Here is a 15653-nt window from a genome sequence, read left to right as displayed (position 1 = left end):
GCAGGGGCTCAGACGCCCCATTTCGGTATGTGGTGGCTGCCCATCGACACGCAGACGTTCTTGATTTCGGCGAAGACCTCGTAGCTATATTCGCCGCCTTCGCGCCCGGTGCCGGATTCCTTGGTGCCGCCAAACGGCTGGCGCAGATCGCGCACGTTCTGGCTGTTGATGAACACCATGCCGGCTTCAATACCGCGCGCCAGGCGATGGGCGCGGCCGATGTCGCTTGTCCAGATGTAGGAAGCCAGGCCATATTTGACATCATTGGCCAGCGCCAGCCCTTCGGCCTCGTCCTTGAACGGGATCAGGCAGGCGACGGGGCCGAAGATTTCTTCCTGCGCGCAACGCATGCGGTTGTCGACGTCGGCCAGCACGGTCGGACGCACGAAGTTGCCGCCCGATAACTGCGCCGGCAGCCCGGCCGGCTTGCCCGCGCCACCCGCCAGGATGCGCGCGCCCTCTTGTTCGGCCAGCTGGATGTAGCCCGTCACCTTTTCCCAATGCTGGCGCGTGATCATCGCGCCCACATGCGTGGCGTCATTCATCGGGTCACCCACCGCCAGCCGTTCGGCGCGCGCGGCAAATTTGCGCACGAAATCGGCATAGATGGTTTCCTGCACGAAGATGCGCGAACCCGCCGTGCAGCGCTCGCCGTTCAACGAAAAGATGGTGAACAACGCGGCGTCCAGCGCGCGGTCGACATCGGCGTCATCAAAGATCAGCACGGGCGATTTGCCGCCCAGCTCCATCGAAAACTTCTTGATGCCGCCGGCGCTGGCCATGATTTTTTTACCGGTGACCGTGCCGCCGGTAAACGAGATTGCGCGCACGCCGGGGTGGCGCACCAGCGCGTCGCCCGCGGTCGCACCCATGCCCTGCACCACGTTCAGCACGCCGGCCGGGATGCCGGCTTCAAGGGCCAGACGGCCCAGCTGATCGGCCGTAAGTGGCGAGAGTTCAGACATCTTCAGCACCGCCGTATTGCCCAGCGCCAGGCATGGCGCGGTTTTCCACGTGGCCGTCATGAACGGCACGTTCCACGGCGACACCAGCGCACACACGCCCACGGGCTGGTACAGCGTGAAGTTCAGCATCTGGTCGTCCACGGGATAGGTATGCCCGTTCATGCGCGTGCAGACCTCGGCGAAGAAATTGAAATTCTCGGAGGCGCGCGGAATCAGCTGCTTGCGGGTTTGTGAAATTGGCAGGCCGGTGTCCTGCGTTTCAAGTTCGGCCAGCATCGGCACGTTCTGGTCGATCAGTTCGCCCAGGCGGCGCATCAGCCGGGCGCGTTCCTTGGCGGGCGTGTTGGCCCATTTGGGAAAGGCGGCCGCCGCGGCGGACACGGCGGCGTCGATTTCGGCCTGGCCGCCCGAGGCCACTTCGTCGATGGCGTCGCCCGTGGCCGGGTTGTAGGTGATGAAGCGGTCTTGGCTGTCGACCTGCTCCCCATTGATCCAGTGCTTTATGCTCATCGCGGCTCCTCGTCCCGTGCCCGGCGGTGATGGCCGCCACTTTTAATTAACACGTTAACATTATGCCGGCGAAAGGCAGGCTGTCAACGTCGGAAAACCACTAGCGGAATGCAGCGGCGTTGCGCGCATGTGGCGTTGCTGCAGGTTGCCGCCACGTTGTCACCCATTGCAGATTTCATTATGATAATTAACATGCTAACAATATTGTGCGGGAGACCCCATGCCCCATATCTGGATTGAGTACTCGGGCAATCTGGCCCTGGATACGCGTGCGCTGATGCGCACCGTGCAGGATGCCGCCGTGGGTGACGGCAGCCTGTTCCCGTTGGCCGGCGCCCGCACCCGCGCCTTGCGCGTGGATGATTGCCTGATCGTCGATGGCCACCCGGACAACGCGTTCGTCCATGTGGTGCTGCGCATCGGACATGGCCGCAACGACGCCCAGAAGACCGCGCTGGGTGAACGCGTTTTTCAGGCGCTGACCACGGCGCTGGCGCCGCAAATGGCCGCGCGCCCCTTCGGGATTTCGATGCAGATCGAAGAAGCGGACCCCGTGCTGAACTACAAGCTGAACAACTACCGCGACTATCTGGCGGCCAGAGCCGCCCAGACCCGCGCCGCGTTGGCCGCGCCCCCACGCACCGTGGTGGGTGCGGCGCTGAACACGCGGCAAGCGTTGGCCGCCTTGGGCAGCGCCGTGGACGCCCCGCCTTACAAAGCCGCGCCCAAAGCCCCCGTGCTCTACATCAAACCCGCCAATACGTACGCGCAAGACGGCGATGTCATCACGCTGCCGGCGGATGTGGACGAGGTGCAAGTGGGCGCCACCTTGGGCGTGGTGTTCGCACGCCGCGCCACGCGCCTGAGCGAGTCGGAAGCGTTAGACGTGGTGGCGGGCTATCGCGTGGTGGCCGATTTGTCTGTGCCGCACAGCAGCTACTTCCGCCCCGCCCTGAAACAGCAATGCCGCGACGGCTTCTGCCCCATCGGCCGTGATTTAGCGCCCGCCTCCGCCATCAGCAACCCGGACGCGCTCGACATCGAGGTGTGGGTGGACGGCGTGGTCGCGCAGCGCGCCAGCACCGCCGACCTGATCCGCCCCGTCGCGCGTTTGATCGCCGACGTGACGCAGTTCATGAGCTTCGAGGCGGGCGACATGCTGCTGGTTGGCACGCCGCACGACGCGCCGCGCCTGCGCGCCGGGCAACGCTATGACATCCGCATCGCGCAGGTTGGCACGTTGAGCAACGCGTTGGCCGCCGCCACGGTTTAAGGACGACTCCATGAAACACGCACGCATCGCCTATGAAGGCGCTATCCACGCCGCCACCGAAGCGCAGCCCGGCCACGTCCGCCTGGCCGACGGCCGCGTCCTGGCCGAAGACGCCGTAACGTGGCTGCCACCTATTGAGCCGCGCACGACCTTCACACTTGCCATCAATTACGCGGACCACGCCAAAGAGCTGGCCTTCAAGGCGCCCGACGAACCCTTGGGCTTTCTGAAGGCGGCCAACACCTTCGTCGGGCACCGCGCGCAGACGCTGCGCCCGGCCGACGTCGCCTTCATGCACTATGAATGCGAGCTGGCTGTCGTGATCGGCAAAACGGCGCGCGGCGTGTCGCGCGATCAAGCCTATGACTACGTGGCGGGCTACACGGTGGCCAATGATTACGCGCTGCGCGACTACCTGGAAAATTGGTATCGCCCCAACCTGCGCGTAAAAAGCCGCGACACCTGCACGCCGCTTGGCCCCTGGCTGGTCGACCGCGACGACGTCCCAGACCCGATGAATCTGAACCTGCGCACCACCGTCAACGGCGTCGAAACCCAACGCGGCAACACGCGCGACATGGTGTTCGACGTGCCCGCTCTGATCGAATACTTCAGCAGCTTCATGACGCTTTCAGCGGGCGACCTGATCCTGACCGGCACGCCCGACGGCATCGTCAACGTGGCGCCGGGTGATGAAGTGGTCACTGAAATCGAAGGCATCGGCCGGCTGGTCAACACGCTGGTTCCCTATTCTTCGTGAGCCCTTTACAGGACACCCCATGCTAGACACCCAAACGGTGCGCAACCTTGCCGCGCGCCTGCACGACGCCGAACGCAGCCGGCAGCAGATCGGCCAGATTTCGCTGGAATACCCGGACATCACCATCGCCGATGCGTACGCCATTCAGCGCGCGTGGATGGACATCAAGCTGGCGGAAGGCCGCGTCAAACGCGGGCACAAGATTGGGCTGACCTCGCGCGCCATGCAACAGGCATCGCAAATCAACGAACCCGATTTCGGCATGCTGCTGGACGATATGTTCTTTGCCGATGGCAGCGATATTCCCGCAAGCCGTTTCATCCTGCCGCGCCTGGAAGTCGAGCTGGCGTTCGTGCTGGGCAAGCGGCTGCAAGGCCCGGACGTGACGTTGTTCCAGGTGTATGACGCGGTGGATTACGTGATCCCGGCGCTTGAGATCATCGACGCGCGCTCGCACGGCATCGACCCCGCCACCCAGCGCCCGCGCAAGGTGTTCGACACCATCGCTGACAACGCCGCCAACGCGGGTGTGGTGATGGGCGGACGACCCATGAAGATTGGCGAGCTGGACTTGCGTTGGGTAGGCGCCATCCTGTCGCGCAACGCCGTCATCGAGGAAACCGGTGTGGCCGCGGGCGTCTTGAATCACCCGGCCAATGGCGTAGTATGGCTGGCTAACAAGCTGGCCGCCCACGACGTGGCGCTGGAAGCGGGGGAAATCATTTTGTCGGGTTCGTTCACGCGCCCGATCGCTGCCCGGCCCGGCGACACCTTCAATGTCGACTACGGCGTGCTGGGTTCCGTCAACTGTCATTTCATCTAACACGGCATGCCGTCCATGGACATCCTGACCAACACCTTCAAGCAAGCCTTGCGCGACCGCCAACCTCAGATCGGCCTGTGGGCCGGGCTGGCCAGCGCCTACACCTCCGAAATCGTTGCCGGCGCCGGCTTTGACTGGCTGCTGATTGACGGCGAACACGCCCCCAACACGTTGCAGACGACGCTGTCGCAACTGCAATCGGTGGCCGCTTACCCGGTAGCCGCCGTGGTCCGCCCGGCCTGGAACGACCCGGTACAGATCAAGCAGATTCTGGACACCGGCGCGCAGACCTTGCTGGTGCCGATGATTCAGTCCGCCGACGAAGCATGCGCGGCAGTTGCCGCCGTGCGCTATCCGCCCGCTGGCATTCGTGGCGTGGGCAGCGCGCTGGCGCGTTCGTCGCGTTGGAACCGCATCCCGAATTACCTGGAACGCGCGAACGACCAGATGTGCGTGCTGGTGCAAATCGAAACGCCGGCCGGCATCGCCGCGCTGGATGAGATTCTGGCGGTGGACGGCGTGGACGGCGCCTTCATCGGCCCGGCAGACCTGTCGGCCAGCATGGGCTACTTGGGCCAGCCCGATCACCCCGAGGTCTTGAAGACCATCGACGACGCCATCACCCGCATCGTGCGCTCGGGCAAGGCCGCGGGCATCCTGCACGGCGGCGTGGCGCAAGCCAAGCACTATCTGGAATTGGGCGCCACCTTTGTGGCCGTGGGCGTGGACGCGGTGCTGCTGGCGCGCGCAGCCGAAAACCTGGCGTCGCAATTCAAGGATGTGAAGCCGGTGGCGGCGGGCAAAGGTCCGTACTGACCGCAGGCTTCACGGATAAAAAAAGCGCACCTTATGGTGCGCTTTGTTCTTCGGGCCAGCGGGACGCAATCAGGAACGGCCGCCCAGGCTGCCCCCGCCGTCCACGCCCAGCACCTGGCCGGTAATGAAGCCCGCGTCATCCGACAACAGGAAGGCGATGGCGGCGGCCACTTCGGCCGGCGTGCCCAAGCGCTTCATAGGCACGGAAGCCAGCGCGCGCTTTTCGCCTTCGCTGCCTGCCGGGCGCGTGGCGCGGAACATTTCAGTTTCGATCGGGCCGGGGGCCACCGCATTGGCGGTGACGCCGTACTCGGCCAGTTCCAGCGCCCAGGTGCGGGTGCAACCCACCAGCGCGTTCTTGGCGGCGGAATACGCCGTGCGGTCCAGGCCGCCATAAATGGCGCGGCTGACCACGTTGACGATGCGGCCGGCGCGGCGCACCTTCATGGATTCAATAAAGGCTTGGGTGACTTGCACCGCCACGCGCACGTTCAGGTCCAGCACGTTGTACAGCGTGGCCAGATCAATTTCACCCAGCGGCTGCGGCGACGCGATGCCTACATTGTTGACGACCGCGTCGACCGGGAATTTCTCGCGGATTTCGCGCAGCACTTCTTCGGTGCGGCCAGCGTCGGCCAGGTCACAGGCGTACAGATAACCGGGGAAATCGACATCCGTCGTGTTGCGCGCGATGCCCACCACATGACAACCCATGTCGGACAGCCGCTGCGTCAGCGCCCAGCCTATGCCCTTGGTGGCACCCGTAATGAGCACGCATTTGTCCTTCATGGATCGAAACCTCGTAGTCTGTTTGCTTGGTCAAAAACGGGCGCTTGGGCGCCCGGTGTTCCCAGTAGACACCATCCTGAGATGGCTGTCTTGTAAATTGCGTAGCAAATCTTGCACGGCGGACACCGTGCCGCCCGGGACGGCAGGCGGCGAAAACAGCGCGTTCAGGCGTCGCGGGTGACGGGTACGCGGGGCGCGAGTGCGCACAGCAGCTCGTAGCCGATGGTGCCGGCGGCCATGGCGACTTCGTCCACCGACGGGCCATCTTCGCCAAACAGCACGACGGGCGCGCCGACGCCCGCGGCGGGAATCGGGTCCAGGTCAACGATCAGCATGTCCATGGATACGCGGCCCACCAGCTGGGTGCGGATGCCGGCCACGACGACCGGCGTGCCGGTGGTGGCGTGCCGCGGGTAGCCGTCGGCGTAACCGCAGGCGACGATGCCCACGCGCATGGGGCGTTCGGCGCGGAAGATGGCGCCGTAACCCACCGCATCGCCCGCCTTCAGTTCCTGCACCGCGATGATCTCGGAGCTGAGCGTCATGGCCGGCTTCAGGCCGAACGACGTGGCCTCGGCATCCGCAAACGGCGACGCGCCATACAGGCAGATGCCAGGACGCACCCAATGGGTTTGCGTGGGCGAGCCCACCGCGATGTCGGCAAAGCGCAAGGTGGCGGCCGAGTTGCAGACGCTGATCGCGCCCGGCATCTTATGCGTCACCGAATTAAACACGGCCAGTTGCTCGGTCACGCCCTGGGGGCCGTCCGCGCAGGCAAAGTGCGTCATCTTGCCCACCGAGCCCAGCGTGCCTTGCTGTTGCAGCAGCATCGCGCGCTCATGGGCGGCGGGATAGGCGGCGGGGCTGAAGCCCAGGCGGTTCATGCCGCTGTTGAGCTTCAGCATGATGTCCACGCGGCGGGAGAAACGCGCGCGCGCCAGCATGTCCAGCTGTTCGCGGTTGTGTACGGTGGTGCTGAGATGGTAGCGGTCGACCAGATCCAGGTCGGACGGCTTGAAGAACCCTTCGAGCAGCAGAATGGGGCCGCCCCAGCCGGCCTCGCGGCAGCGCACGGCTTCGTCCAGATCCAGCATCGCCAGGCCTTGCGCCTTGGAGAACCCCGTGACCGCTTGCTCAATGCCGTGTCCGTACGCGTTGGCCTTGATCACCGCCCAGATGGAGGGCGGCAGGCCGGACGCCGCGGCGGCGGTTTGTTCAAGATGACGGCGCACGGTGGCAAGATTGTGCGCAAGCGCTGAGACGGAAACAGTGGCTGATATGGGGCGCGGCATGGTGTGAGATCCTGTGGCGCTTAAGTCTAACTGATCGACGCCCTCGCGGGGATGCCCCGATGGGGATAGCGCCCTGCCCAAGAAAGCGACTACTCTAAAATGCGTCGTACACGGTCCACCGGACCCGACTTGCATTGCTATCCATGTCCATCGATCACTACGAAAACTTTCCCGTCGCCTCGCTGCTGCTGCCGCGCAGGCTTCGTGGCGCCGTGACCGATATCTACCGGTTCGCCCGCTCGGCGGACGATATCGCCGATGAAGGCGGCGCGTCTGACGACGAACGGCTGGCGCAGTTGGCCGCCTACCGCACCGAGCTGCACCGCATTGGCGCGGAGCCCGGCACGGTGCCCCCGCCCGGCCTGCCGCCCTTGGCTGATGTCTTCACGCCGCTGGCCAAGACCATCGCCCAGCACCAGTTGCCCATCACGCCGTTCTACGACCTGTTGTCCGCCTTTGAGCAGGACATCACCGTCAAACGCTACGAAGACTACGCGTCGCTTGCCGACTATTGCACGCGCTCGGCCAACCCGGTCGGCCGCCTGATGCTGCACCTGTTCAATGCCACCAGCCCGCAGGACATCGCCGAAAGCGACGCCATCTGCACAGGGCTGCAACAGGTGAACTTCTGGCAGGACGTGCGGGTGGACTGGCACAAGCATCGTGTCTACCTGCCGCAAGAAGACCTGCGCCGCCATGGCGTGACCGACGACGACCTGGCCGCCTGCCGCCTGACGCCCGCGTGGCGCGAGTTGATGGCCTTCCAGGTTGAACGCACACGAGCGCTGCTACACTTCGGCGCTCCGCTGGCGCGCCGCCTGCCGGGCCGCATCGGCCTGGAGCTGCGCCTGGTGGTGCAAGGCGGGCTGCGTGTGTTGGAGCGTATCGAGGCAAGCAGCTACGATGTATTCATGAATCGCCCCGAATTGGGCGCCAAAGACTGGGCCATCATGCTGTGGCGCTCTATCAAGTAACAGGCCCTGCCTATCTATGACCCCTGACGAATACTGCCAGGAAAAAGCCGCGAAAAGCGGTTCCAGCTTCTACTACTCATTCCTGTTCCTGCCCCCCGAACGCCGCCGCGCGATCACGGCGCTGTACGCCTATTGCCGCGAAGTGGACGACGTGGTGGACGAATGCACCGACCCGTCGCTGGCGCGCATCAAGCTGGCGTGGTGGCGCACGCAGGTCGACCAGATGTTTGACGGCAAGCCCGATCACCCCGTGACGCGGGCGTTGCAGCCACATCTGGAAAGCTGTTCCATCACCCGCGAGCGCCTGCTGGCGGTGGTCGATGGCATGGAAATGGATCTGGACCAGACCCGCTATCTGGACTGGCCTGGCCTGCGCAAATACTGCTGGCACGCCGCTGGCGTGGTGGGCGAACTCTCGGCTGGCGTGTTCGGCTACAGCGATCCCAAGACGCTGGTCTATGCCGAGAAGCTGGGCCTGGCGTTCCAGATGACCAACATCATCCGTGACGTCGGCGACGATGCGCGCCGCGGCCGCATCTACATTCCGGTGAACGACATGCAGCAGTTCGAGGTCAAGGCCTCGGACATTCTGAACGGCGAATATTCCGACCGTTTCAGCGCGCTGATGAAGTTCCAGGCCGACCGCGCCCGCGAGCTGTACCGCGAGGCCATGAGCAATCTGCCCGAAGCCGACCGCCGGTCGCAACGCCCCGGGCTGATGATGGCCGCGATCTATTACGCGCTGCTTGACGAGATCGAGCGCGACAACTGGCAGGTGCTGCATCAGCGCATCTCGCTTACGCCGCTGCGCAAGCTGTGGCTGGCTTGGAAAACCTGGGTGGGCGGCGGACGCGGACTGGTCCGCCGGTTGGCGCGGTGAAGGCGGCGGTCATTGGCGCGGGCTGGGCTGGCTTGGCGGCCAGCGTGGCGCTGCGTGAAGCCGGCGCCAAAGTCACCGTATTCGAAGCCGGCCACACGCCTGGCGGCCGCGCCCGCCGCGTATTCCACGAATCGTTCGACGCGCCGTTGGACAACGGCCAGCATCTGTTGTCGGGCGCCTACCGGCAAACGCTGGCGCTGATGCGCCGCGTGGGCCGCAACCCCGACGCACTGCTGATGCGCCGCCCGTTGCGGCTGGCCAGCCTGGACGGCCGCTTCCATCTGTCGGCCCCGCGCCTGCCCGCCCCGCTGCACATGGCGATTGCCCTCCTGCGCGCACGCGGCTTGTCGTGGTCCGACCGCTTTGCCTCGCTGCGGCTGATGCGCGGCTTGAAAGCCATGTCGTGGTCGCCGCCGCGCGACTGGACCGTGCTGCAATTGCTGCACTATCACGCGCAATCCGACGTGCTGATCCGGCAAATCTGGGAACCGCTCTGCCTGGCCGCGCTGAACACGCCCACCGTCACGGCCAGCGCCACCTTGTTTGCCCGCGTGCTGCGCGACAGCCTGGCCGGCGTGCGGGAAGACAGCGACCTGCTGCTGCCCTGCACCGACCTGTCTGCCCTTTGGCCCGACGCCGCCGCGCGCCAGGTCACGATGCGCTACGGCAGCACCGTGCGCCAGTTGCATCCGTCGGATGACGGCATCGTCGTCAACCAGGAACGCTTTGACGCCGCCGTGCTGGCCGTGCCGCCAACCTACGCCGCGCGCCTGTTGGACGCTCCCTTGCGCGAAGCCGGCGCGACCGGCCTGCTTGAAGCTCTGAAGGCGTTCGACTACCTGCCCATCGCCACCCTGAACCTGCGGCTGGCTGAACCGTGGCGGCTGCCCGAACCCATGATGATGCTGCGCGAAGAAGCGGCCCGCGGCCATGTCGGCCAATGGCTGTTTGACCGCGCGCAATTGGCGGGCGACACCCATTCGGGCGAACTGGCGGTGGTGGCCAGCGCCGCCACCAGCATCGCCGAGCGCAATCGCCAGCAGGTCATCGAAGCGCTGATCGACCAGGTGGCGGAACAAGCGGCGCGCCATCCCGCGCGCCTGCCGGCCATGCCGGAGGTGTCGGCCGCGGAACTGCTGATTGAAAAGCGCGCCACCTTCGCCGCGGTGCCGGGCCTGACCCGCCCACTGAACACCACGCCGTGGCCGACCTTGGCCTTGGCCGGCGACTGGACCGACACCGGCTACCCTGGCGTGTTGGAAGGCGCAGTGCGCAGCGGCCTGCAAGCCGCCCGCGTGCTGAACCCGCACGCCAGCTGACCGAATCGATATCGCGGGCCGTGCGGCGGACGCCCGTCCGCCGCCGGCTCAGCGCAACCAGTGCGCGGTAGCCAGACCCGCCGCCGTCAGCGCCAACGACCCGGCGAGGCTCAACCCCGCATAACTCAACGCGGTGCCATAGGCGCCGCGCTCCAGCATGGCGACCGTTTCGGCCGAGAAGGTCGAAAACGTGGTCAGCCCGCCCATGAACCCGGTGATGACGCCCAGCCGCACCCACGCGGGCCATTCCGGATGCCCGGCCACCAGCGCTAGCACCAGCCCCACCAGATACCCGCCCGCCAGATTGACCGCGAACGTGCCCCATGGCCACGACTCCACGTTCAGCCACAGGCTGACCAGCCAGCGCGCCCACGCGCCCAAGACGGCGCCCAGGCCCACGGCCAGGAAATTCAGGGGAATCAGGGTTTGGTAGACGGACATGGGCGTGTGGATTGACCAGGAGCGGACCAGGAGTTCACCCGCGACAGCCCCGGGAGTCACCCGGCACTGGCCCCGGACGATGCAAAAAAATAAGTGGCCTATCTTATCGCCGCAGGGCGCCTTGCACCTGACGGCGTGCTTAGAAATGGATTGAAATCGTCTTCTTCGCCTGGCAGCGGCGTTAATGCGCTCTTTTATAAGAGTAATTCTCATTAAATGTTAGAATCCGCCGCTTCAAACCGAATCCCGCATGGACAGTCAACCCACTCCCCGGCGTCGCGCCTACTGGCTCAAAACGCTGCATCAATGGCACTGGATCAGCTCGGCCCTGTGCCTGCTGGGAATGCTGTTGTTCGCCATCACCGGCCTCACGCTGAACAACGCGTCGCACATTGAATCGAAGGCGGTGGTCACCACCCGCCAGGCGCAATTGCCCGAGCCCGTGTTAAAGCAGTTGACCGCCCCCGCCGGGCAAAAAAAGGCGCCGCTGCCCGCCCCCGTCGCCCAATGGCTGGACGACACGCTGGATGCCGGCACCGCCAGCAAAACCGCTGAATGGTCCGCCGACGAAGTGTATTTGTCGTTGCCGCGCGCCGGTGGCGACGCCTGGCTGTCCATCGACCGGGCCAGCGGCGAAGTCGAATACGAACGCACCGACCGCGGCTGGATCTCGTACCTGAATGATCTGCACAAGGGCCGCAACACCGGCCTGGCCTGGAGCTGGTTCCTAGATATTTTTGCCGTCGCCTGTCTGGTCTTTTCGCTGACCGGACTGGTGCTGCTGAAGATGCACGCCGGCAACCGCAGCGCGACCTGGCCCATGGTGGGGCTGGGCGTCGTGATTCCCGTGGTGCTGGCCCTGCTCTTCATCCACTGATTCCATCGATCCGCCCCTGGAGATTTCCATGCGCAAACTGTTGTTGTCGGCCGTCTTGGCCGGCGCCATCGCCCGAACGGCCAACGCGGCCGACATCAGCGTATCCATCGAGGTGCCGCGCCTGGATGTGGCCGAGTACCACCGCCCGTACGTGGCGATCTGGATCGAGAACCCCGACCAAAGCGTCGCCACCGATCTGGCCGTGTGGTACGACGTGGCCAAGAAAAACAACGAAGGCACTGAATGGCTGAAGGACATGCGCCAATGGTGGCGCCGCAGCGGCCGCAACCAGCAGTTTCCGGTGGACGGCGTCAGCGGCGCGACCAAACCCGTGGGCAAACATGCCCTGAGCTTTGACGCAGCGTCCAAGCCCTTGGCCGCGCTCAAGCCCGGCCAGTACGCCGTGGTGGTTGAAGCCGCGCGCGAAGTCGGCGGCCGCGAGCTGCTGCGCATTCCCTTCCAGTGGCCGCCGCAAAAGGCCGAGCAATTGACGGTGCGCGGCGAACACGAACTGGGCGCGATTGCGCTCGACCTCAAACCCTGATTCCTCCCTGGAGCGCAACCATGAAATCCGCCGCCAAACTGGCCGCCGCCCTGGCGCTGTGCCTGCCCTTCGCCGCCCACGCGCATGATGTGTGGATGGTGCCGTCGTCCACGGTGCTGTCGGGCACCGACAGCTGGATCACCGTCGACGCCGCCGTCGGCAACGACAAGTTCTATTTCAACCACGCGCCGCTGCGCCTGGATGGCCTGACCGTCGTCGCGCCCGATGGCAGCGCCGCCGAAGCCGAAAACCTGAACCGCGGCAAGCTGCGCAGCACGTTTGACTTGCAGTTAAAGCAAAGCGGCACGTACCGCGTGGCGGTCGTCAACGACGGCGTGTTCGCGCGCTGGAAAGAAGACGGCAAGAACAAGCGCTACTTCGGCAAGGTGGAAGGCATGGCCCAAGCCGTGCCGGCCAACGCGCAAGAGCTGGAAGTGTCGCAAAGCCTGGGCCGCGTTGAAACGTTCGTGACGGCAGGCAAGCCCACGCCCCTCAAGCCCGTGGGCCGTGGCCTGGAGCTTGCGCCGGTCACGCATCCGAACGACCTGTTCACGGGCGAAGAAGCCACGTTCCAGATGCTGATTGACGGCAAGCCCGCCGCGGAACTGGAAGTGAACGTCGTGCCGGGCGGCAGCCGCTATCGCGACAAGGTCGGCGAAATCAAGCTGAAGACGGACAAGGACGGCAAGTTCGCTGTGAAGTGGGCGCAGCCGGGCCTGTACTGGATCGAAGCCGGTCTGGAAGACGCGAAGGTCAACGTGCCGCAAGCGAAGAAGCGCCGCCTGTCCTACGCCGGCACCGTCGAAGTGCTGCAACCCTAAGCGGACACGCGTGTCCACGCCCCCTTCCTACGCGCCACGCGGCGCGGCGGCGCCCGTCGTCCGCGTGGCTTACGGCGCCATGCCCGCGCCGCAGCCTGAGCTTGCCGCGCTGGCGGGCGCGACCATGGGCACCACCTGGTCCGCTCGCATGGCGCTGCCCGCAGGCTGCGGCAGCGACGCCGCGCGGCGCGCGATCCAGGCCGCGCTGGACGAGGTGGTGGCGCAGATGAGCACGTGGGAAGCGGACTCGGACATCACGCGTTTCAATCAAGCGGCGCCCGGCTGGCAGGCCTTGCCCGACGGCTTCTTCCATGTGCTGCGCCACGCGTTGGCGCTGGCCGAAGACAGCGGCGGCGCTTACGACCCCACCGTGGGGCCGCTGGTCAACGCCTGGGGCTTTGGTCCGCATCAGCGCGCATTCGAGCCGCCCTCTTCTGCCGCGATCGACGCCGCCCGCGCCCGTTGCGGCTGGCAGCGCGTAACGCTGGACGCCGCCGCCCAAGCCGCGTGGCAACCGGGCGGCGCGTATATCGACCTGTCGTCCATCGCCAAAGGCTACGGCGTGGACCGCGCCGCGATGGCGCTGGACGCGTTGGGCATCTCGCAATACCTGGTGGAAGTGGGCGGCGAATTGCGCGCACGCGGCATGCGGCCCGATGGGCAGCCCTGGCGCGTGGCGATCGAAGTACCCGACGCCAGCGATAACCACGCGCTGGCCTTGCCGCTGGAAAACCGCAGCATCGCCACATCGGGCGACTACCGCCGCCACGCCGGCAGCGGCGACGCGCGCTACGCCCACACTATTGACCCGCGCACCGGCCAGCCGGTGCGCAATAACGTCGCGTCTGTCTCCGTGCTGCACCCGGTGTGCATGCAGGCCGACGCCTTGGCCACGGTGCTGACCGTGCTGGGCGAAACGGATGGCTTGGCCTACGCCCGCCGTCACGATCTGGCGGCGTTGTTTATCCTGCGCGATGCCGACGCTTACCGCGTCATCGCCACCCCGGCCTTTCAGGCGCTGGCGCTGCCCCGCTGACCTATGAGCCTGACCCGATTGATTGCAGCAGCGTGCGTGGTGGGCGTGTGGTTGCTGCTCTGCCTGTGGGCGTGGCGACGCGCCCGCCGGCACAACGCTCAGCAGGCGCAGGCGCTGGCCGCCTTGAACGCCCCCGCCCCGGATGACACCTTGCTTGTCGCCTACGCCACGCAAACGGGCTATGCCGAATCGCTCGCCGCGCAGACCGCAGAGTCGCTGCGCGCGGGCGGCTTAAGCGTGCGCGTGGCGGCGCTGGATCAGCTGGATGTGGCGCGGCTGTCGGGCTACCGGCGCATGCTGTTCGTGGCCAGCACCTATGGCGAAGGCGACCCGCCCGATGCAGCCGCCGCATTCGCGGGCCAGATGCAGCCGGGGAACTTGCCAATTCCCGCAGGCGGAGCTACCGATTCAGCGACGACGACGACGACAACGACAACGACAGCGACGGCGACGGCGACAACAACAACGGCAGCGACAACGACATCCGCCACCACCGTCACACCCGCCCTCGCCCTAAGCGGCGCGCAATACGCCGTGCTGGCATTGGGCGACAGCGAATACGCGCAGTTCTGCGGCTTCGGCCATCGGCTTAACGACTGGCTGCATGCGCAAGGAGCCACCCCCTTGTTCGACCTGGTCGAAGTAGACAATGGCGACCCCGCCGCGCTGCGCCACTGGCAGCATCACCTGGGCTTGCTGGCCGGCCGCAGCGACCTGCCCGACTGGCAAGCGCCCGTCTATGAAACCTGGCGCCTTACCGGGCGCAAGCTGCTCAACCCCGACAGCCAAGGCGGCCCATGCTATCTGCTGACGCTGACGCCGCCCGACGGGCAAACGCTGCACTGGCTCGCGGGCGATATCGCTGAAATCGGCCCCCGGCAGGAACGCGGCGGCGCGCTGCTGGCGCACCGCGAATACTCAATTGCTTCCTTGCCCGAAGACGGCGCGATTCAATTGCTGGTGCGCCAGATGCGCAGCGCCGATGGCGGGCTGGGCGTGGGCAGCGGCTGGCTGACGCATATTGCGCGCGTGGGTGACGAGATCGACCTGCGCGTGCGCACCAACCGCAACTTCCATGCGCCGATGGATGACCGGCCGTTGATCCTGATCGGCAACGGGACCGGGCTGGCGGGCCTGCGCGCGCTGATCAAGACGCGGCGTGCGCGCGGCCATCACCGCAACTGGCTGGTGTTTGGCGAACGCAACGCCGCCCATGACGCGTTTTGCGGCGACGAGATCACCGCCTGGCGTATCGACGGCACGCTAGCGCGCGTGGACACCGTCTATTCCCGCGACCAGCCCCAGCGCCGCTACGTGCAGCACCTGCTGCGCGAGCAAGCCGGCACGCTGCGGGACTGGGTAGAAGACGGCGCCGCCATCTATGTGTGCGGCAGCCTGCAAGGCATGGCGGGCGGTGTGGATGCCGCGCTGCAAGACATCCTGGGCGACGCCCGCCTGCAAGCCTTGCAGCACGCCGGCCGGTACCGGCGCGACGTGTACTAGCAGGGCATCTGAAGCGGCTGCCGCCCCCCC

The 15653-nt window shown here is 66.0% G+C and carries 16 protein-coding genes; 12 read left to right on the top strand and 4 right to left on the bottom strand.

The features are described from left to right. Nucleotides 1-8: 8 nt before the first annotated feature. Nucleotides 9-1475: a 5-carboxymethyl-2-hydroxymuconate semialdehyde dehydrogenase gene (gene hpaE / locus ACFZAI_RS12635; protein ID WP_391567191.1), complete on the bottom strand. Its 1467-nt coding sequence runs from the start codon at nt 1473-1475 to the stop codon at nt 9-11. A 220-nt stretch (nt 1476-1695) separates the two neighbouring features. On the opposite strand from hpaE, the gene ACFZAI_RS12630 reads away from it, so the two are divergent. From ACFZAI_RS12630 to hpaI, 4 genes are read left to right on the top strand one after another with little or no spacing between them, the layout of a single operon-like run. Further along, nucleotides 1696-2748, top strand: a complete 1053-nt coding sequence (locus ACFZAI_RS12630) for a fumarylacetoacetate hydrolase family protein (RefSeq protein WP_391567190.1) — start codon at nt 1696-1698, stop codon at nt 2746-2748. Nucleotides 2749-2758: 10 nt separating this feature from the next. Then, nucleotides 2759-3508 (top strand): fumarylacetoacetate hydrolase family protein, encoded by a 750-nt coding sequence (locus ACFZAI_RS12625; RefSeq protein WP_391567189.1) that lies wholly within the window; start codon nt 2759-2761, stop codon nt 3506-3508. A gap of 19 nt (nt 3509-3527) precedes the next feature. After that, entirely contained in the window at nt 3528-4331 is an 804-nt protein-coding gene (gene hpaH, locus ACFZAI_RS12620) for a 2-oxo-hept-4-ene-1,7-dioate hydratase (RefSeq protein ID WP_391567188.1), read from the top strand. Between the two features lie 15 nt (nt 4332-4346). Next, nucleotides 4347-5147: a 4-hydroxy-2-oxoheptanedioate aldolase gene (hpaI, locus tag ACFZAI_RS12615; protein WP_391567187.1), complete on the top strand. Its 801-nt coding sequence runs from the start codon at nt 4347-4349 to the stop codon at nt 5145-5147. Between the two features lie 69 nt (nt 5148-5216). Here the strand turns inward: hpaI and ACFZAI_RS12610 are convergent, their stop codons facing one another. Then, nucleotides 5217-5936 carry an SDR family oxidoreductase gene (locus tag ACFZAI_RS12610; RefSeq protein WP_054424913.1) on the bottom strand — a complete coding sequence of 240 codons (720 nt, stop codon included), beginning with the start codon at nt 5934-5936 and terminating at the stop codon, nt 5217-5219. A gap of 164 nt (nt 5937-6100) precedes the next feature. Next, the gene (gene alr, locus ACFZAI_RS12605) at nt 6101-7228 is read right to left on the bottom strand and encodes an alanine racemase (protein WP_391567186.1); all 1128 of its coding nucleotides are present in this window, start codon (nt 7226-7228) and stop codon (nt 6101-6103) included. A 143-nt stretch (nt 7229-7371) separates the two neighbouring features. On the opposite strand from alr, the gene hpnC reads away from it, so the two are divergent. Genes hpnC through hpnE form a run of 3 tightly spaced genes read left to right on the top strand, consistent with a single transcriptional unit; the run spans nt 7372 to nt 10401 of the window. Continuing rightward, nucleotides 7372-8202, top strand: a complete 831-nt coding sequence (gene hpnC, locus ACFZAI_RS12600) for a squalene synthase HpnC (RefSeq protein WP_391567185.1) — start codon at nt 7372-7374, stop codon at nt 8200-8202. 16 nt (nt 8203-8218) lie between these two features. Next, nucleotides 8219-9082, top strand: a complete 864-nt coding sequence (gene hpnD, locus ACFZAI_RS12595; RefSeq protein ID WP_279996371.1) for a presqualene diphosphate synthase HpnD — start codon at nt 8219-8221, stop codon at nt 9080-9082. Beyond that, nucleotides 9079-10401 (top strand): hydroxysqualene dehydroxylase HpnE, encoded by a 1323-nt coding sequence (gene hpnE, locus ACFZAI_RS12590; protein WP_391567184.1) that lies wholly within the window; start codon nt 9079-9081, stop codon nt 10399-10401. Before hpnD ends, hpnE begins: the two co-directional genes overlap by 4 nt. 48 nt (nt 10402-10449) lie before the next feature. On the opposite strand, the gene crcB is transcribed toward hpnE, so the two are convergent. Beyond that, nucleotides 10450-10842 carry a fluoride efflux transporter CrcB gene (gene crcB, locus ACFZAI_RS12585; protein ID WP_391567183.1) on the bottom strand — a complete coding sequence of 131 codons (393 nt, stop codon included), beginning with the start codon at nt 10840-10842 and terminating at the stop codon, nt 10450-10452. 250 nt (nt 10843-11092) lie between these two features. On the opposite strand from crcB, the gene ACFZAI_RS12580 reads away from it, so the two are divergent. From ACFZAI_RS12580 to ACFZAI_RS12560, 5 genes are all read left to right on the top strand, one after another. Beyond that, complete coding sequence (locus tag ACFZAI_RS12580; RefSeq protein WP_391567182.1) at nt 11093-11719, top strand: PepSY-associated TM helix domain-containing protein; 627 nt, start codon at nt 11093-11095, stop codon at nt 11717-11719. A gap of 28 nt (nt 11720-11747) precedes the next feature. Continuing rightward, nucleotides 11748-12263, top strand: a complete 516-nt coding sequence (locus ACFZAI_RS12575; RefSeq protein ID WP_054424901.1) for a DUF2271 domain-containing protein — start codon at nt 11748-11750, stop codon at nt 12261-12263. A gap of 20 nt (nt 12264-12283) precedes the next feature. Further along, nucleotides 12284-13084 (top strand): DUF4198 domain-containing protein, encoded by an 801-nt coding sequence (locus ACFZAI_RS12570; RefSeq protein ID WP_391567181.1) that lies wholly within the window; start codon nt 12284-12286, stop codon nt 13082-13084. Nucleotides 13085-13163: 79 nt separating this feature from the next. Next, nucleotides 13164-14120, top strand: a complete 957-nt coding sequence (locus ACFZAI_RS12565) for an FAD:protein FMN transferase (RefSeq protein ID WP_391567841.1) — start codon at nt 13164-13166, stop codon at nt 14118-14120. A gap of 3 nt (nt 14121-14123) precedes the next feature. Next, nucleotides 14124-15623 (top strand): sulfite reductase subunit alpha, encoded by a 1500-nt coding sequence (locus ACFZAI_RS12560; protein WP_391567180.1) that lies wholly within the window; start codon nt 14124-14126, stop codon nt 15621-15623. Nucleotides 15624-15653: the final 30 nt, after the last annotated feature.

The organism is Achromobacter sp. NPDC008082 (assembly GCF_042957345.1).
In the GTDB taxonomy this organism is placed as follows: Bacteria; Pseudomonadota; Gammaproteobacteria; order Burkholderiales; family Burkholderiaceae_B; genus Achromobacter; species Achromobacter kerstersii_A.
Note: the sequence above shows the minus strand (reverse complement) of the source record. Positions and strands in the feature narration are given on the sequence as shown.